Annotated in this window: 17 protein-coding genes and 1 riboswitch; of the genes, 4 read left to right on the top strand and 13 right to left on the bottom strand. The window is 71.7% G+C overall.

The window, feature by feature from the left end; translation table 11 throughout:
* Positions 1 to 106: 106 nt before the first annotated feature.
* Together NIE79_RS00655 and NIE79_RS00650 are read right to left on the bottom strand one after the other, a co-directional pair.
* Positions 107 to 1,279, bottom strand: coding sequence for a hypothetical protein (locus NIE79_RS00655; RefSeq protein WP_238676632.1), 1,173 nt, complete (start codon positions 1,277 to 1,279; stop codon positions 107 to 109).
* Positions 1,280 to 1,374: 95 nt separating this feature from the next.
* On the bottom strand, positions 1,375 to 1,578 hold the full coding sequence (locus tag NIE79_RS00650; RefSeq protein ID WP_124815530.1) for a cold-shock protein: 204 nt from the start codon (positions 1,576 to 1,578) through the stop codon (positions 1,375 to 1,377).
* 325 nt (positions 1,579 to 1,903) lie between these two features.
* Between NIE79_RS00650 and NIE79_RS00645 the strand changes: the two genes are divergently transcribed.
* Positions 1,904 to 2,434 (top strand): GNAT family N-acetyltransferase, encoded by a 531-nt coding sequence (locus tag NIE79_RS00645; RefSeq protein ID WP_238676631.1) that lies wholly within the window; start codon positions 1,904 to 1,906, stop codon positions 2,432 to 2,434.
* A 243-nt stretch (positions 2,435 to 2,677) separates the two neighbouring features.
* Here the strand turns inward: NIE79_RS00645 and paaN are convergent, their stop codons facing one another.
* Positions 2,678 to 4,351 carry a phenylacetic acid degradation protein PaaN gene (gene paaN, locus NIE79_RS00640; RefSeq protein WP_238676630.1) on the bottom strand — a complete coding sequence of 558 codons (1,674 nt, stop codon included), beginning with the start codon at positions 4,349 to 4,351 and terminating at the stop codon, positions 2,678 to 2,680.
* Between the two features lie 133 nt (positions 4,352 to 4,484).
* Between paaN and NIE79_RS00635 the strand changes: the two genes are divergently transcribed.
* A complete protein-coding gene (locus NIE79_RS00635) occupies positions 4,485 to 6,677 on the top strand; it encodes a hypothetical protein (protein WP_238676629.1) in 2,193 nt (730 codons plus the stop codon).
* A gap of 9 nt (positions 6,678 to 6,686) precedes the next feature.
* On the opposite strand, the gene NIE79_RS00630 is transcribed toward NIE79_RS00635, so the two are convergent.
* From NIE79_RS00630 to NIE79_RS00595, 8 genes are all read right to left on the bottom strand, one after another.
* Positions 6,687 to 7,706 (bottom strand): GNAT family N-acetyltransferase, encoded by a 1,020-nt coding sequence (locus NIE79_RS00630; RefSeq protein WP_238676628.1) that lies wholly within the window; start codon positions 7,704 to 7,706, stop codon positions 6,687 to 6,689.
* 251 nt (positions 7,707 to 7,957) lie between these two features.
* Complete coding sequence (gene thrC / locus NIE79_RS00625; protein ID WP_238676627.1) at positions 7,958 to 9,244, bottom strand: threonine synthase; 1,287 nt, start codon at positions 9,242 to 9,244, stop codon at positions 7,958 to 7,960.
* Positions 9,245 to 9,254: 10 nt separating this feature from the next.
* Positions 9,255 to 9,390: riboswitch (SAM riboswitch) on the bottom strand.
* A 105-nt stretch (positions 9,391 to 9,495) separates the two neighbouring features.
* On the bottom strand, positions 9,496 to 9,696 hold the full coding sequence (locus tag NIE79_RS00620) for a hypothetical protein (RefSeq protein ID WP_238676626.1): 201 nt from the start codon (positions 9,694 to 9,696) through the stop codon (positions 9,496 to 9,498).
* A complete protein-coding gene (locus NIE79_RS00615; protein ID WP_238676625.1) occupies positions 9,693 to 10,064 on the bottom strand; it encodes a YbaB/EbfC family nucleoid-associated protein in 372 nt (123 codons plus the stop codon). Before NIE79_RS00615 ends, NIE79_RS00620 begins: the two co-directional genes overlap by 4 nt.
* The gene (locus NIE79_RS00610; protein WP_238676624.1) at positions 10,061 to 10,492 is read right to left on the bottom strand and encodes a YbaB/EbfC family nucleoid-associated protein; all 432 of its coding nucleotides are present in this window, start codon (positions 10,490 to 10,492) and stop codon (positions 10,061 to 10,063) included. Before NIE79_RS00610 ends, NIE79_RS00615 begins: the two co-directional genes overlap by 4 nt.
* The gene (locus NIE79_RS00605; RefSeq protein WP_238676623.1) at positions 10,489 to 11,211 is read right to left on the bottom strand and encodes a hypothetical protein; all 723 of its coding nucleotides are present in this window, start codon (positions 11,209 to 11,211) and stop codon (positions 10,489 to 10,491) included. The genes NIE79_RS00610 and NIE79_RS00605 overlap by 4 nt, the downstream gene beginning before the upstream one ends.
* Before the next feature lie 11 nt (positions 11,212 to 11,222).
* Positions 11,223 to 11,522, bottom strand: coding sequence for a hypothetical protein (locus tag NIE79_RS00600; RefSeq protein WP_238676622.1), 300 nt, complete (start codon positions 11,520 to 11,522; stop codon positions 11,223 to 11,225).
* Between the two features lie 113 nt (positions 11,523 to 11,635).
* On the bottom strand, positions 11,636 to 12,598 hold the full coding sequence (locus NIE79_RS00595; protein WP_238676621.1) for a DMT family transporter: 963 nt from the start codon (positions 12,596 to 12,598) through the stop codon (positions 11,636 to 11,638).
* Positions 12,599 to 12,689: 91 nt separating this feature from the next.
* On the opposite strand from NIE79_RS00595, the gene NIE79_RS00590 reads away from it, so the two are divergent.
* Positions 12,690 to 12,995, top strand: a complete 306-nt coding sequence (locus NIE79_RS00590) for an ArsR/SmtB family transcription factor (protein ID WP_112601087.1) — start codon at positions 12,690 to 12,692, stop codon at positions 12,993 to 12,995.
* 376 nt (positions 12,996 to 13,371) lie between these two features.
* Positions 13,372 to 14,070, top strand: a complete 699-nt coding sequence (locus NIE79_RS00585; protein WP_308193115.1) for a DUF4232 domain-containing protein — start codon at positions 13,372 to 13,374, stop codon at positions 14,068 to 14,070.
* Positions 14,071 to 14,079: 9 nt separating this feature from the next.
* On the opposite strand, the gene NIE79_RS00580 is transcribed toward NIE79_RS00585, so the two are convergent.
* Positions 14,080 to 14,946, bottom strand: a complete 867-nt coding sequence (locus NIE79_RS00580) for an ABC transporter permease (protein WP_238676619.1) — start codon at positions 14,944 to 14,946, stop codon at positions 14,080 to 14,082.
* Positions 14,946 to 17,810, bottom strand: coding sequence for an alpha/beta fold hydrolase (locus NIE79_RS00575; protein ID WP_238676618.1), 2,865 nt, complete (start codon positions 17,808 to 17,810; stop codon positions 14,946 to 14,948). Before NIE79_RS00575 ends, NIE79_RS00580 begins: the two co-directional genes overlap by 1 nt.
* Between the last annotated feature and the right edge of the window lie 108 nt (positions 17,811 to 17,918).

The raw sequence follows: 17,918 nt of genomic DNA, 5'->3' as shown, positions 1-17,918 counted from the left end.
CGGTGCAACCTGGCCCCACCGTCCCGACCATTGGCACTCACGGTATGCGAGTGCCAATGACTTGTTTAGCACTCTCCCCTGCCGAGTGCAAGCACGATGCCGCCGCTCAGCCGAGTTCCGCGGCCAGTCCAGCGGTGTTCACCGGCGCCTCATGGGCGCGCTGCTCGGCGTACGTCACCAGCAGACCGATCATCTGAGCAAGGTGGGCCGGCAGGGCCAGCACGGCGGTGATCCCGATCACCACCACCGTCCCGGCGGCGGTACCCGCCGAGGAGAACGGATCCGTTCCGAACGCGGAGGTGCCAACCCCTTCCAGGCCACCGGGGATCAGGGTGCCGACGATCACCGCCACGGCGACCAGGGCCACCCGACCGAGCAGCAGGCCGAGCCGGTCGTGGAACATCCGGAACGATCGACCGATCGGGTTGTGGCGCTCGAAGAGATAGACCGGGCCGGCCATGCTCAGCGCGAAGGCCAGGTAGATGCCCGGCAGCACGCAGAAACAGACACCGACGCCGATCAACAGACTGACCAACAGGGTCCAACCCCACAGCCCGAGCGCCCGACGCAGGCCGTAGCGCAGCGCGGACTCCAGATCGACCGGCTGACCGGCCGCCTGTCGGGTGATCACCCAGGTGCCGGCGGCCCAGCCGACGGCCTGCACCAACCCGACCACCAGGCTCCCGCCGACCAGCAGGACCAGGAGGCTCAGCAGCTCGGCGGCAAAATTGTCCGGCAGCGCGGGGGCCGACGTCGATTCGGCCTGCGCGGCCCACTTCGCCGACGGGTCCAGCCCGAGGGAGATCACCGAGAGCACCGCCGCCGGCAACACCTGGGTGAGCAGCATGATCGGCACCAACTGTCGCCAGCCCCGGCGCAGCGCTCCCCCACACCTGTTGAACCAGCCGCCGAGGCCGGCACCGGGCGGCGTGACCAGGGCGTCGTTCGGGTCGAACCCGTAACCCGGCGGGTACCAGCCGGCCGGCGCCCCCGGGTACCACGGCTGCCCGCCGTAGGGGCCCGACCCGGGCGGATAACCCCCGGTGGGCGGGAACACCCAGCCCTGCGGCGGCGGGGCAGCACCCCAGGCACCCTGCGCGGGATCCCAGCCGGGCGGCGGACCGGCGGGGCCGGAAGGCGGGCCGGCCGGAGGCATTCCCGGCCCCCAGCCGGGCGGCGGACCAGCGTGGCCGGGGCTGCCGGCGGACGAAGACGGATCGGACGGGTCCGGCTCCCCCGACCCGGAGGACGGAGTGGGCGGGGGTGGCTGGTCGGTCATGAACGCTCCTCAGCATCGGCTGGAACGGTTCACGATCTTCCCGGCTGCGCGCCCCAGCCGCAGCCCCGACTCACGGGGCCGATCGGCCAGGAAGCTCAGCCGATGACGCGTACGTGCTCTGCCTGTGGACCCTTCTGGCCCTGGGCGATCTCGAACTCGACCCGCTGACCGTCGTCCAACGCCTTGTAACCGTCCATCTCGATCGCGGAGAAGTGGACGAACACGTCCTGACCGCCGTCGACGGCGATGAAGCCGTAGCCCTTTTCGGCGTTGAACCACTTCACGGAGCCCTGTGCCACGGTGCACTTCCCTCACTCTGCGCGGCGTTGCCTGACTCGGCGCACGGCACGGCCGGGCGCCCCCGACCACCGACTCAGCGATCGATGACCGCCATTGAAATCGGTGACCGAAATCGCACGCTACACGAGGAGTGACGGACGCGCACGGCCACAAATCGGACACACTTCCGTGCGTCCCGGCCGCGCTGATCGGCCGGGCTCCCGAGCCACCGGATTCGTCAGCGTCATTACCAAATGGAGGAAGGGTCGCAGGGCGCTCCCGAGGTGACCGGGATGGGGCCGAGCTCCCGAAACGCCGTCCCGCCCCTGTGGTAGGCATGCGGACATGACCACCGACATGGGCTCGCCGGCCCTACGGCTCGCGGAGATCCGCCGGGTCCGGCCGGAGGACGCCGCCCGGATGCGGGCGCTGCGCCTGGAGATGCTTGCCGACGCACCGTTGGCCTTCCTGGAGACCCTCGCGGACGCGGCGGCCCGACCGCACAACGAGTTCGCCGCCCGGGTCGCCTACACCTCGGCCGGCGCCGGCAACGCGCAGTTCATCGCCGACCCGGGCGGCCGGCTGGTCGGGCACACCGGTGGCACGACCCACCCGAACGAACCGGGGCTGACCGTGATCTACGCCGTGTACGTCACGCCGACCTGGCGCGGCAGTGGCCTGCTCGGCGAGCTGATCGACGGGGTGGCCGCCTGGTCGCGCGCCTGTGGCCGACCGGAGCTTCTGCTGGAGGTGGTGGTCGGCAACGACCGTGCCTACCGCGCGTACCAGCGCCTGGGCTTCAAGGACACCGGGGTACGAGTCCCCCACCCGACCATTCCAGCCCTGAACGAGCTACAGATGCGCCGACCAGCCTGACCCACACCCCCGCCGGCCGTGATGATCACGCTCGATCCAGGATGTAGTGGTAACCATCCAACGAGAGGCCACTACATCCCGGATCGAGCACGATCATGGGGAAAGCAGAGGCTCCAGGCCCGGACACATCGGTGAGCACCGCGCCCCCGGCGGGTTTCCGAGGCAGCCCGACCCGCGCAGGGATCAAGCCTGACCGCCCGGAGCGGGGCGGGCTGCCCCGGAAACCCCTAACCACAACCAAACTCAGACGTGCCGCCGAGACTGCACGATCCGGAACCGGTTGGCGACGTACGCCCCGTCGGTCAGCGCCGAGTTGGCAGCAGCGTTGGCCCCGCTGCCGTGGAAGTCGGAGAACGCCGCCGACTGGTTGACGAAGACACCGCCGGTGAGGTTGCAGGACAGGTGCACCCCGACCTCTACCGCCACCGCCTCGGTCGCGTCCAGCACGGCCTCGTCGGTCGAGTAGACCCCGGCGGTGAGCGCGCCCTTCTCGCCGACCGTCCGGCGCAGCAGCTCCAGGCTGTGAGCTGTGGAGTCGGTCGCGATGGCGAACGAGATCGGCCCGAACCATTCCCGGCCGTACGTCTCCGCGTCGTCAGCGGTCAGCTTCACGATCGTCGGCGTACGAACCACCGCGTCGGCGTACGACGGGTGGGCTACGGTCCGCGACTCCAGCACCGGCTCGCCGACCTTGGTCACCTCGGCCAGCCGCTCCAGCACCCCGTCGTTGACGATGGCGCCGGTCAGCTCCACGCCTCGGGCCGGGTCGGCGGTGAGCTTGCCGACGGCGGCGGCGATCCCGCCGGCCACCTCGTCGAAGCTCTTGTGCCCCTGGTCGGTCTCGATGCCGCCGGCCGGAATGAGGATGTTCTGTGAGGTGGTGCACATCTGCCCGCTGTAGAGGGTCAGCGTGAACCCGAGGTTGCGGCACATGCCGGCGAAGTCGGCGGTGGAGTCGATGACGACGGTGTTGAGGCCGGCCTTCTCGGTGTAGACCGATGCCTGCCGGGCGTGCGTCTCCAGCCAGTCGCCGTACTCGGTGGAGCCGGTGAAGTCGACGATCCGGACGGCGCGGTGCAGGGCCAGGTCGCTGGCGAGCTTCTCACCGGGCGCCTCGGCCGCCAGCATGATCAGGTTCGGGTCGAACCCGGCCTCGGCGAGCACCTCCCGGGCGTACTTCACGGTGATGGCCAGCGGCAGCACCGCGCGCGGGTGCGGCTTGACGATCACCGGGTTGCCGGTGACCAGCGAGGCGAACAGCCCGGGGTACGAGTTCCAGGTCGGGAAGGTGTTGCACCCGATCACCAGCGCCACCCCACGCGGCACCACGTGGAACGTCTTGGTCATCCGCAGCGGGTCGCCCTTGCCGGCGGCCTTCTCCCAGCCCGCCGTGCCCGGGTGCCGGGTCATCTCGGCGTACGCGTACGCCAGCGCTTCCAGCGCCCGGTCCAACGCGTGCGCGCCACCGGCCTGGAAGGCCATCACGAACGCCTGCCCGCTGGTGAACTGCACAGCGTTGGCCAGCTCGAAGATGTGCTTGTGCAGCCGGTCGAGGATCTCCAGGCAGACGCCCACCCGGGCCTGCGGGCCGGCGTCACGCCATGCCGGCAGTGCGGCGGAGGCGGCGGCGACCAGTTCGCCTGGGCCGGCGTGCGGGTACCGCACCGCCAGCTCCACCCCGAACGGGCTCGTCTCGGTGGCGACCCGAACGCCCGCGCCGGGCTGGTCGAGCGGGAAGTCACCGCCGAGGTACGCCTCGAAGGCGGCCTTGCCGTCGGCGGCGGCGGTCTCGCCGTACACCCGGGGGCTGGGGGATTCGGGATAGGCGGACCAGTAGCCCCGCTCCGTGATCGCGGTCAGCGCACGGTTGAGGGTGTCGGCGTGCCTGTCGTACAGGGGATGCGGGGTCTCCGTCATGCCCGCCATCATGCCTGAGTCCGGTCCGCGAGCAGTAGCGCGAATGCCCGACGGCACGGGGTTGCTCGCGGCGGCAGCGGGTAACCGCGGGCCTCCGGCCAGGCCAGGGAAGCCGGCCAGGGAAGGGCGGCGGGTGAGGATCACCGAGATCCGGGTGCACGGGGTCGCCGACAAGGGGCCCGAGACGATCCTCGACCGACCGATCGTCGCGCGGGTCGCGGGAGACGACAACGCCGGCTTCTACCGGCCCCGGCCCGGCTACGGCGCCGCCGCGGACCGCAACGGGGTGACGCTTGAGGCGTACCGCTGGAGCAGGCTGACCGGCGGCACCGCCACCCGAACGTTTTCCCTGGTCCTGCTCCTGCCGTTCATGCTCAGCAACATCGCGGTCTGGATGCTGCCGGTCACCGGCCGCGGCGGCCACGCCGCGCGGGCGCTGTGCCGACTGTTGGCCGCGACGATGACCGCGATGTACGTGCTCTCCACAGTCGGGGTGTCAGTCGACCTGATCGCGTGGCAGTGCGCGGCCTACCCGAGGTGTCTGGAGGGGCGGCGGGAGCTTTCCTGGCTGGGCGACGTGCCGCCCGGGCAGCGGCTCGCGCTGCTGGCCATACCGCCGATCATCGCGATCGTCCTGATCTGGCGGCTCGGTGCCCGGACCTGGCAGCTCCCCGAGGACAGCGACCACGCGCCCGGTGTGGGTGCGGACCGGCTCGACGCGCCAGCCTTCTGGGACACCCGCTCGCTGCTGCGCCGCCTGCGCTCGGTTCACGTCGCTGTGGCGCTTGGCACGCTCGATGTAACTCTGCTGCTGGTTCTGGCGCCGCACGACGCCACAGTGCCCGGCTGGCTGCTGCTGGCCGCGGACGTGTCGCTGCTCGCCGGCGCGGTGGTGCTGCTCTGCCGGCCGGCGATCGAGCGGCGCGGAGAGCAGGACCAGCGGAGCTCGCGGACGATCCGCTGGGTGGCCGTCGCGCTCACCGCGCTGACACTGGGGTACGCGTTGCTGCCCCGGCCGCCGTGGACGGCCGAGGGGATGATGCCGGGGTACGGGATGCTGGTCGCCGGGCTGTTCGCCGGGCAGGTGGTGCTGCTCGCGCTGCTCGGCCTGGTGGTAGTGGTGCAGCGCCGTTCCCTTCCCCGTCCCCTCTTCCTGCTGGCCGGGCTGGGCGCGCCGGTGCTGATCACCGTCGCGATCGGGCTGGGCGTCGCGTACTCCTCGGGCCTGACCTACGGGCTCGCCGAGTATCTGGACCGTGGCTCCAGCCCGACGCCGGCACGGCCGCTGCCGCCTGGCGCCCCACCGTTGTCGCCGCCGATCGCCTACCGCTGGGTCACCCTCGGCTTCACCCTCGCCGTGCTCCTGGTGGCCGTGACGGCACTGCTCGTCCCCCGGCTTCGCCGTCATCGTCGCCGTCGGGAGGCCGAGGAACTGGTCCGGCGGGACTATCCGGAAGCCTCCCAGGCGGCCCCCGAGCGGGTGCGGGCCGTCCGCGACGCGATAGTGCGTGCCCGGCTGACGGATCGGCTCGGAGGGCTGCTGGCCACCGCGTACGTGGTGTTGGCGCTGCTCACCCTCGCGGCGGCCGGGCTCTCGGTGATCGGTCCCGGGCCGGGCGCGCTGGCGCTGCGGCTGGGCGGCGAGCCGTTGGCCCGGCCGGTGATCTTCGTGACCGACCTGGGCGCCCTGCTGATCGGGCTGTTCGCCACGGTCCTCGCGGTGATGGGACTTGTCGCCTACCGATCCGGCGCGATCCGGCTGGTCGGGGTGCTCTGGGAACTGGCCACCTTCTGGCCGCGTGCCGCGCACCCGCTCGCCCCGCCGTGCTACGTCGAGCGGGCGGTCCCGGAGCTGACCCGCCGGATCGGGCAACTCACCGCCGACGGGAACGCTGTGGTGCTGTCCGGGCAGAGTCACGGCAGCGTGCTCGCGGCGGTGACGATCCTTCAACTGCCCGACCACTGCCGCCGGCGGGTGGCACTGCTCACCTACGGCGCCCCGCTCGGCAACCGGTACCGGCGGATCTTCCCGGCGTACGTCAGTGACGAGATGCTGCGCGAGGTCGGCAGCCGGTTGGCCTGGCGGTGGATCAACCTGTGGCGGTACACCGACGCGGTGGGCGGAGCGGTGTTCGTCCCGTTCGTCGACGGAACCGACGACCCGGCCGCCCGGGTCGACCGTCGGGTACGGGATCCGAGGGGACTGCTCATCCCACCGACCGACACGGTGCCCCCGCCGGTGCAGGGCCACCGGTTCACACCCGACGACGACTTCCACGCCGCGATCGGCGAGCTGGCCGAGCGCCTGGAACGGGTCGACGACTGAACGGTCGGTTCAGAGGGTGAGCTGCCAGTCGGTCCAGGCGTCCACCGGACGGAAGCCGAGCTGCTCGTTGATCGCCACCATGTAGCTGTTGCTGGCCGCGTTGACGGTGTCGATGCTGCGTACCGCCGGCTCGTGGGTGAGCAGGTGGTGCAGGTTCTCCGCCTTGGCGATCAGGCCGAGCCGGTGCCCACGATGTGCGGGATCGACGATGGTGATCTGCTGGAACGCGTGCCAGTCGGCGGAGGCGCCAACCTCCAGCAGCGTCCAGGCGACCAGCCGGCCGGACGCCTCGTGTCGCATCCCGAGGTGGTAGCGCCGACGGCCCTTGGCCTCCAGGGCCCGATCGGTGCCGCGGATGCGCTCGGCGTCCACCTGCTCCGGCTCCCACTGCATGTCGCCAAGGGGCGCGTCCATCATCAGCCGGCCGTCCAGGTAGGCGATGTCCGTCAGATACTCCTGCGGGGTGGCGCCCTGCCAGCACACCGACCGGTACCCCTCGGCCCGGGGCTGGGCCTCGACGAGTGCCGCGCGGAGCGCAACCCGGTCGATCTCGGCGATCTCCAGCCGGCGACGCACCTCGACCAACGCGGCCTGGGCGCCGGTCGACGCGGCGAACGCGGCGCCCGCCACGCTCCGGGCCGGCCCGTCGGGCAACGCGGAGACGGTCAGCCCGACGACCCGCTTGCGGCCGTGCTCGCGCAGCAGCCGTACGCCGTACTCGTGCAGTGCCCGACCGACGCCCCGGCGCCGCAGCTCCGGACGCACCTTCAGCTCGACGGTGGCGTTGTCGGTGTTGTCGAGCTGCGGCAGGTCCAGTTGCAGGAAGCCGGCCGGGACGCCGTCCAGTCGGGCCAGCGCCCAGAGCGTCCGGGTGCCGGGCAACGGCGTGTGGAACAACGCGTCGAACCGGCGCCGGCAGAAGGGCGGCAGGTCCGGCAGATCGGCGTCGTTGACCGCCACCCCGAGCCGGTACGCCTCGTCGACGGAAGTCCGGTCGGCGCCGTCGAACGACGCGATCGTGATGCTCATGCCGCTGAGGGTGCACCCTGGAAAAGCGATCGGGCCAGCGATTAATCGCTGGCCCGATCGAACGTGGTCGGGAGGGACACTCGCACAACGCCTCCGGCGTTGGGTCGCAAGAACTTCAAAAGTCTTCGGCGAAATGCCCTCCCGCACGGAGCATCTTGCGCCGTCCGGTTCCTGCCGTCAAGTCCGTAGCGGCGGGTTTTCCACACTCACAGCGAAAACCCAGTTACCGGCTGATCCACTCGGTCCCCCGTTCAGCCGAGGAGGCCGGCGTCGCGGGCGGCGCGCAGCGAGGGCTTGATGTGGTGGGTCGGACCGACCTGGCCGGCCACCGCGTCGATGGTCTTCAGGCCCTCGCCGGTGTTGAACACGACGGTCTCGGCCGTCGGGTCGAGCCGACCGGACTCGACCAGCTTGCGCAGCACGGCCACTGTGACCCCACCCGCGGTTTCGGCGAAGACCCCGGTGGTACGGGCCAGATCGCGGATCCCCGCCCGGATCTCGTCGTCGTCGGCGTACTCCATCCAGCCGCCGGTGCGGCGGACCGCCTCCAGGGCGTAGAGGCCGGCCGCCGGGTCGCCGATGTTGAGCGACTTGGCGATGCCGGTCGGCTTGACCGGGACGATCGTGTCGGTCTCGGCGTGCAGGGCGACGGCGATCGGGTTGCAGCCGGCGGACTGCGCGCCGAACACCTTCCACCCGTCGGCGGGCGCCTCGACCAGGCCGATCTCCACCAGCTCGGAGAACGCCTTGTCAATCTTGGTGAGCAGCTCGCCACTGGCCATCGGGATGACCACCTGCGCCGGGATCCGCCAGCCGAGCTGCTCGGCGACCTCGTAGCCGAGGGTCTTGGAGCCCTCCGCGTAGTACGGCCGGACGTTCACGTTGACGAACGCGGTGTCCTCGAACTCGTCGGTCTCCACCAGCTCACCGCAGAGCCTGTTGACGTCGTCGTACGAGCCGTCGATGGCGACCAGTTCGCCGCCGTAGACGGCGGTGGTGATGACCTTGCCCTGCTCCAGGTCGCTGGGGATGAAGACCACCGAGGGCGCTCCGGCACGGGCGGCGTGGGCGGCCACCGAGTTGGCCAGGTTGCCGGTCGACGCGCAGGCGAACCGGCTGAAGCCGAGCGCCTTGGCGGCGGTGAGCGCCACCGAGACGACCCGGTCCTTGAACGAGTGGGTGGGGTTGGCGCTGTCGTCCTTGACCCAGAGCGGCGCGGTGATGCCCAGCTCGGCGGCGAGGTGCGGGGCCGCCACCAGGGGGGTCAGCCCCGGGTCGAGGGTGACCCGGCTGGCCGGGTCCTGACCGGCGGGGAGCAGTGCGGCGTACCGCCAGATGTTGTTCGGGCCGGCCTCGATCTGCTCGCGGGTCACGGTGGCCAGCGCGGCGGCGTCGTAGTCGACCTCCAGCGGGCCGAAACACTCGTAACAGGCGTGCTGGGCGACGAGCGGGTAGCGGGCCGAACAGGCACGGCAGACCAGGGCACGGGCGGGGCTGGCGGAGGTGTCGATGCCGGAGGCGACGAGCGTCGACGTCATGTCGAGAGTCCTCTCATCTTTCCCCGCATCGCACGGTGCGGCGGGGACGGAATTGGCACCTGCCCCACGGGTCGCTCAGCGGTGAGCGCGCGGGGTGGTTGCCGGGGCGTCGTCGGGCCGTATCCCTCAGCCCCTCTGGATGAGGTATTCAGTTGTGCCGTCGAGTCTAGGACAACGCTGTCGGTCGCTGCTACCGCAGATCCCACGCTGTGAGCCGACCGCCGGCATCCCGGCGGTCGGCGCGCTGCTGGTCAGCGCCGGCGTCGACGCCCGAGGTACAAGGCCACGGCCCAGAGGACGGCGATGGCGGCCACGAGAATCCAGCCGGCGGTCGCGATGGCGCCGCCCGTGAGCCGTTCGCTGCCGCTGAGCAGCCAGATCCCACCCGACACGACGAGGAGCGCGACCAGGACGGACACCATGGTGACCACGGCGCGTTGCGCGGGGGTCATCGCTGCCGCCTCGGTCGGATGGTGCCGGGCATCGCGGCCTCCGGGTTGGCCAGGATCTCGGCGACCGAGCGGCCGCCGATGGTCAGCGACCCGAGCAGAGCTGTGCGGGCCTGCTCGGCTTCGGCCTCGGCGGCTCGAATCGCATCGCGGACGTGCTCGCCGAGGGTGAGGTTGTCCACGGCACGCCGGGCCTGCGGCGTGATCCGTACGCCGAGCAGTTGACCGCCCGCTCCGACGGTGGCGATCACCGCGCCGTCGCCGGCCGCAGCCTGGTACTGCTCGCCCGCCGGCCGTTCGGCGAAATCCGCCGCCGACTCCATGGCGGCGGCGATGTCACGACGGATCGCCGACAGGGCATCGAGGTTCATCTGGCCCTCCGGGCGGCGGCGCGCAGGGCCTCGGCAGCCGAAGCCGGGTCGTACGTCTGCGGAGCCGGCGCGGGAACGTCGGCCGGGACGGGCTGCCCGGAAACCTCGGCGATCGTCGCGGTCAGCGCCTGGGCGGCGCGCATCCTGGCGTCGCCCACGGCTGTCACGCACGCTGCCCCGAGGGCCTGCGCGTCGAGGTCGCGGACCGCCTGCGGGCTCAGGTAGACGTCTTCGACCCGGCCTGCGCCGGTGGCCCTGACCACCACTGTGCCCGAGTCGTCAGTGCCCTCGTAGACCGTCTCCTGCGCCTCGGCGATCCGGGCGAGGACCCCGTTGAGCTGGTCGGTCATCGCTCGCAGCGACCCAGTGGTCAGGGCAGCGCGTTCCGCCTCGCGCGTCGCGTGCTCGAAGGCTGGTACGTCGCTCACTCCTTCACCCAGCCCTTCGGCTCGGCGATGCGAACCCGGACCTGCTCGGGCAACTGCAGGCTCGTGGTGTCGATCCGGTCACTGTCGCTGGTGAACATGTTCTCCAGAACGCTGAAGGCGTCGGCGACGTCACGCCCAGCCGTCCACACCTGCTGCACGAAGGTCAGCACGGCGGCGAGCGTCGTGATGGCGAATGTCGCCCAGGCTCCGACGATCGCCCACTGCACGGCGGGTGTGTAGGGGCCGGAAAGATAGGCCACAGCGGCCGCCACCAGCGTCGCTCCCGTGACACCGACGTAGCTGAGCAGGTTCGTCATCAGACCCCACCGCATGTCGTCGCACATATTGCGGACGTTGCTCGCCGCCTGAGCGATCGCGTCGAGCGCGGGCTCGATGCGCGTCTCCAGGAACGCCTTGAACGCCTCGGCGCCCTGATCGGCCCAGTAGGTGTCGACGTCACCTCGCGCCCGGGTCAGCCCCGCCTTGGCCTGCTCGAACACGTCGCTCATGTCGTTCCACGCCTCGGAACCCTTTTCCCATGGGTCCGGCGTGCGGATGTTGACCTCGACAAGGGCGGTGATGCCGGCCACCACCGCCGGACCGCCAACTGTGGGCCAGACGGCCGCGGCGAGCCCGGCGCCGAGGACACCGACGAGCATCCAGAGGCTTTCGGTGGTGTCGTCGTCGACCCGGTCGGAGTAGAGCGAGGAGTCGGACATCGCGGCTCCGTTCAATCCTGATATGTGAAGTTCTCGCCCCGCACCCGCTCCTGCTCCTCGTAGTGGGTGGCGATGGTGGTCAGTGCGGTGCCGATCGAGTCCATCGTCTTCTGGAGCGCCGCTGCCACGTCGCCCACGCCCTGCCGGACCCGCTCGTAGTCGTCGGGCAGGTTCCACGCGAACATCGGAAAGGCATCCCGCGGCAGTGTCAGCGAGGCGATCTTGGGCAGCACCGTGTCGGCGAACGACTTCGCGTCCTCGCTGATCGTCTGGCCCGCCCTGCGCATGGCCTCGGTTTCGAGCGACGTCACAACGGCCCCCTCACCAGGCATCCACGGATCGATGGAACGGCTGGTCCTGGCGGTTCATCCTGCCACGGATGGACCACCGGAGCTGTCCCCTGCCGCCGCCGCGGGCCGGTGGGTCAGCGGGCGCTCACGGCCACCGGGTCGGTCACCGCGATCGGGTCCGTCACCGCGCTCGGCCGGGGCAGCGACGTGGTCCGGGGTCGGGCGGCGAGGTTCGCGGCGATCAGGGCGGCGATCGTGATGGCGGCCCCGACCAGTTCGACGGGCTCCGGCCGGTAGCCGCGGGCGATCTGCACCGCGAAGGTGGTCACCGGGACCAGGTTCATGAACAGCGCGGCGTTGGCGGCGCCGAGTCGCTGCACGCCGGTGTTCCAGGCCAGGACCGCGATCACGGCACCCACCAGCACGGCGTACGCCAACTGCGGGGCGACCGCCACGAGGTCGGCGGCGGCCGGCGCGTGCTGCCAGCCGACGGCGTCGGCGCCGATACTCAGGACGAGCATGGCAGCCGTGCCGGCAAGCGCGGTCAGTGTGGTGAACCGCAGCGGCGACCACTCGCCGAACCGGCTGGCGCCGTGGGTGTAGATGCCCCAGCCCAGCACCGCGCCGATCATCATGAGCCCGCCGAGGCCGAACTGGCCGAGCCCGGCCAGGCTGCCGCGCGTGATCACCAGACCGACGCCGAGGAGCGCCACCAGGGAGAGGGCCAGCAGCAGCGGCTTCGGGCGTACGCCGTCCCGGGCCCAGCGGACCAGTTGGGTGATCACCGGAGTGGTGGCCACGAAGAGGGAGATCTGCTGCGGGGCGGCGTGTTCGAGCGCCAGGTTGGTGAGCAGGTTGAAGCCCGCGAAGCCAACCACTCCGAGCACCACCACCTCCAGTGCCCGGCCACCGTGCCGCAGCGCGCCGGCACCCTCGCGGAGCAGCAGGATGGCGACCAGGACGACGGCCGCCAGCAGGTAGCGCGCGGTGGTCAGGTTGAGCGGGTCGACCCGATTGAGGGCGCTGGCCAGGATCGGGAACATGACGCCCCAGCCGAGCACGGCGACCAGTGGGTACGCGGTGGCGCGGGATCGCATCGGCAACTCCAATGTTCGAGTATCATCGAACCAACGACACCGACCATAGGGTGTTGTTCGATGATTGTCGAACAAGGGTTACACTGGTCACATGGAGCCGCACGAGCCCGACCTGACCGCCGTACCGGTCACAAGCGTGTTGGCCGCACTCGCCGACGACGTGCGGCTACAGATCGTCCGGGCGCTCGCCGAGGGCGGCGAGTCCGCCTGCGGCAGCTTCGACTTCGGCGTCTCCAAGGCGACCCGCAGCCACCACCTGAAGGTGCTGCGCGAGGCGGGCCTGACCCGGACCCGGGCCGCCGGCACCAGCCGACTGGTCCGGCTCCGCCGGGACGAGCTGGACAAGCTCTACCCCGGCCTCCTGGACGCGGTCCTCACCCAGCGCCCGCCAGCCTGACCCCGTCCCGCCCTGGCCCCGCCCCCACCCGGGCCCGCCCGGCCACGGCCCACGCCGCCGCGGGTCCGACCTGCCCCAGGCGCTCGCTTTGGAGCTGAACCGTCTACGGCATCAGCGAAGAGCCGCCGCCCAACGGGCTCCCGCACCACTCCGCCGATCAAGGAGTTGTGGCGGGGAACAAAGCGCTTACTTCCATGATCGACGAGGTGGGCCCGCCCCTATCTTCGCGATCTTGCACTTGCTGTCGTGAGATAGCGGGCATTCCGTGCGTATCGGCGACTGAACCTGCAAGATCGGCGCGGGGGGTGGGGCGGGGGCGCGGGCGGGGGGCGGGGCGGGGTGACGGTGTGGGTTCTACGTGGGCGAGGATCTACTGATGACCTCTCGCGGGACGGCAGCGCGGCGGCGGGTCAGTACGGCGTCCGCGACGGTCATGGCGGCTCTCACTCTCGGCGCGTGCGTACCTGGCGACCATCGCGGCCAGTCCGGAGATCCGAGCCAACCGCCCCCAGGGTCGAGGGCGGGAGCAGGCCCGACCGCCAACACCGACCCGCTGGCCGAGTGCCCGGCCTCCGGCGTTCGGATCCGGTCGACCGGCGGGGACGCCGCTATGGGCCTGCGCGCCCTCGGCCTGGAGCTGGTCAACTGCGGCGCGCACCCCTACCAGCTCGACGGGTACCCGGTGCTGCACGTGTTCGACGAAGCGCGCGAGCCGGTCATGCTGCGGGTGGTCAACGGCGCCAAGGAGATCACCTCGGGGTTCGACCAACCACCCCGGCAGGTCACCCTCGCCGCCGGCGAGCGGGCCACCGCCGTGGTGCTCTGGCGCAACCTGGTCACCGACTCGACGGTGGTGGCCACCAACGGCGAGTTCCTGACGGTGGCGCCCGCCGCCGGGCAGCCGGCCGAGGAGGTCGACCCGGACGGGCCGATCGACCTCGGCAACACCGGCCGGATCGGCGTCAGCGCCTGGAAGAAGGCCGACCCGTCCACGCCGGTACCGACCCGGCCGGCCCCGCCACCGGCGCCGAGCGCGGTGCCGTCGTCGGTGAGCCCACCCGACAGCCGGCTGTGAGCCGACCCGCTACGAGGTGATGTCCTTGCGGGTGAAGCGCCAGAACGCCAGCCCCCAGAACAGCGTCGCGTAGCTGATCGCGGAGATGCAGCCGCGTACCACGTCGTCGGTCTGCACCGGAGTCGACAGCAGACCCAGCCAGGCGGTGCTGAAGTGGGTGGGCAGGAAGTCGCGCAGCGCGCCCAGGGCGGTGATCTGGTCCAGGATGCTGGACAGGATCCAGAGCAGGACCGCACCGCCCACCGCGCCCAGCGCGGCGTCCGTGGTCACCGACAGCAGGAACGCCAGGCCGGCCACCACCAGCAGTACGACCGCCAGGTAGCCCAGCACGGCCAGCAACCGGAGCAGCCCCTCGGTGGGTTCCAGCTCGGCGGCGACGGTGCTGCGCAGCGGCGACCAGCCGTAGCGCAGGGTGCCGGCCAACAGTGCGGTGCCGGCCAACAGGATCAGGGCCAGCCCCGAGTACGCGAGCGCGACCACCAGCTTCACCGTCAACAACCGCGCCCGGGGCACCGGGATCGCCAGCAGATATCGCAGGCTGCCCCAGCTCGCCTCGCTGGCCACCGTGTCGCCGCAGAACAGCGCGACGACCACCACCAGCAGGAACGACGCCGAGACGAAGATCGAGAACAGGGTGAAGTTGAGCCCGCCCGAGGTGGCCAGCTCGACCAGGCTGGCGAACTCGTTGCGACCGTTGTCGTCGTCGCCGCCCGAGTCGAACTGGAACGCGATCAGGATGATCAGCGGCAGCAGCACCATGAACCCGAGCGCCAGCTGGGTCCGCCGCCGGGACGCCTGCCGACGGAACTCCGCCACGAACGGCATGGTGGCCGACGGCCGGTAACCGCGGGCCTCACCCGCGTCAGTAACAGCCATCACCGGTCACCGCTTCCCCGAGAGTTCTCGCCCACCAGGGCGAGGAACGCGTCCTCCAGGCGCCGCCGAGGCACCACCCGGTCCACCCCGATGCCGGCGCGCACCAGCTCCGCCACCACCTCACTGCGGGCCGTGCCGTTGGTGTCGACGACCAGTTGGCCGTCGCTCTCCGGCAACACGCGGACCCCGTGCAGCCGGTCCAGCACCGCCCGCGCCGCCACCGGGTCGTTGACGTCGAAGAGCACGCTCGGCGACTCGCCCACGATCTCCTCCACCGGCCCGGACGCCACGATCCGGCCCTTGTTCACCACCACCGCGTGCGTGCACGTCTGCTCCACCTCGGCCAGCAGGTGACTGGAGACCAGCACCGCCCGGCCGTCCGTGGCGTACCGCTGGAGCACCCGGCGCATCTCGGCGATCTGCGGCGGGTCCAGCCCGTCGGTCGGCTCGTCCAGGACCAGCAGTTCGGGGAGGCCGAGCATGGCCTGGGCGATGGCGAGCCGCTGACGCATCCCGTGGCTGTAGTTCTTGATCCGCCGGTGCACGGAGTCACCCAACCCGGCGATCTCCAGCGCCGCGTCGAACTGCGCGTCCTCCCACGGCCGCCCGGTGGCCCGCCAGTACGCCTTCAGGTTGTCCAGACCCGACAGGTGCGGCAGGAAGCCCGGCCCCTCCACCAGCGCGCCGATCCGGGACAGCACCGGCGAGCCGGGCACCAGCCGACGACCGAAGACGTAGATCTCCCCGGCGGTCGGCTGGGTCAGCCCCATCAGCACCCGCAGGGTGGTGGTCTTGCCGGCGCCGTTCGGCCCGAGCAGACCCACCACCTGGCCGGGGTGCACCTCGAAGTCCACATTCGACACGGCGACGAAGCCGTCCGCGTACTCCTTGCGCAGCGCGCGCACGGCCAGCGGTGTGTCCGCGTACTCCGGATGCACCGACCGGTCCTGGCGGCGGTGCCGGCGGCGGACCAGGGCGACGACCACGACGAGCCCGATAACGATGGCCGCGAGCAGGCCGGCGAGCACCCAGCGCCAGATCGTCGCGGCGGTGGGGATCGGCTCACCGCTGACAGTGGGCAGGCTGACCGCGCCGTCCGCGGCCACCGTGTAGACGGTCGGCGCGGCGGGCGTGGTGTACGCCTGGTCGGAGGTGGCCACCACCAGTCGCAGCCGGTGCCCGGCCTCCACCCGGCGGACGATCCCGGGCAGTGTCACGGTGACCGGGCGGGCGTCCTGCACCTGCTGCGGCAGGCCGGTGAGCCGGATCGGGGCGACCAGGCCGTTCGGCAGGGTGGCCGCGCCGTCCGGGTCGACGTCGTAGAGCTTGACGAAGAGCACCGCCTCGCCGGTCGGCGACGCGGCCCGCACTGTGACTGTGGGCGCACCGGCCACGTCCACGGCCTCGGTCAGCGGGGTGGACTCGAACTGGGCGTGCTGGCCGGGCACGTCACCGGCCACGCCGTCCAGCAGCGAGGCGAGCCCGCCCGCGAACGGGATCGAGGAGATGGCCGCCGGGTTGCCGTTCGGCGGGTTCGCGATCGGCTGGGCCGGACCGGCGACCGTCACCTCCCGGCGGGCGTTGCCGGCGAGGCCCGGGTAGTCGGCGCGGCGGAATCCGGTGGCGACGAGACCCCTGTCGAGCGCGTCGAAGCCGGCGATCCGCGACCAGGTGAAGTCGTCGCCGGGAGCGTCGCCCTCGCCCTTGACGTAGTGGTCGAGCCACTGAACGGTCAGGAACTTCACCCGGTCTTCGTCCGAGCGGGGTCCACTGCCACCGTCGTGCCCGCCGGTGAACCAGGCGACCCGTACCGGGGTGCCGGTGGCGGCGATGCCGCGCGCGTTCGCGTCCGCCTCACCGAGCGGGAAGAGGGTGTCCGCCTCGCCCTGCACCAGCAGGGTCGGCGCCTTGATCCGGTCCAGTACACCGGCCGGGCTGGAGCGGCGCAGCAGGTCCACGGCGGCCTGGTCGGCGCGGCCGGTGGTGGCGATCCGGAGGTACGCGGCGCAGACGTCGGCGGCGAAGCGACCGCAGGACGGGTCGGCGGCACCGGTCGGAGCGCCACCGCTACCGGTGCCGGGACCGGCGCCCGGCCCGGGGCTGGGCGGGCCGGCGGACGCCGGTGCGCCCTGCGGCTGGGCGGCGGTCGCGCCGGAGAGCCCGGCCGGGCCGGAGCCCACGCTGCCGCCCCCGCCGAAGAAGAGACCGGCCCAGCCCTTCTTGAACACGCCCTCGGTCGGCGCGCCGCCGGTGCTCTCCGGCAGGAAGGCGCGGGACAGGTCGTTCCACGTGATCATGGGCACGATCGCGTCGACCCGACGGTCCTGGGCGGCCAGCAGCAACGCCAACCCACCGCCGTACGAGCCGCCGACCACGCCGACCTTCGGGTCGCCGGCGGCGTCGGTGCGCACCTCCGGCCGCGCGGCCAGCCAGTCCAGCAGCCGCTCAGCGTCGCGTACCTCGTACTCCGGGTTGTCCAGGTGGATCTCACCGCCGCTGCGACCGAAGCCCCGCGCGGTCCAGGTGAGCACCGCGTAGCCGCGCCCGGCGAACTCCTCCGCGTCGGAGCGCACCGACTCCTTCGTGCCGCCGAACCCGTGCGCCAGCAGCACCGCCGGCACCTTCCGACCGGACGAGGCGTCGTCCGGCAGGTAGAGGGTGGTGTCCAGGTTCACCGGTTGGTCGCCGGACGGTCCGGACCGGACGGTGAGCATCGCGCTCTCGGTGCGTACGCCCGGCCCCTGTGGCCACACCGCCCAGGTCACGGCGGCGGCCAACAGCACGACGACCACAGCGGCGGCGGTCGCCCGGCGGCGGGTGGGCAGGGCACGCCGGAACCACGCGGCCGGCGACGGCGATGTCATGCGGCACACGGTACGGCCCGCAGCCTGAGCGTTGGCTGAGATCCGCCGTACGTTCGTCCGGTTGCCCCGATCGGTGCGCGGTCGGGTGCGAGCGCGCACCGTCCGACG

This window comes from Micromonospora trifolii, assembly GCF_022229005.1.
Lineage (GTDB): Bacteria > Actinomycetota > Actinomycetes > Mycobacteriales > Micromonosporaceae > Micromonospora > Micromonospora trifolii.
This window is presented reverse-complemented; position numbering and strand designations above follow the sequence as displayed.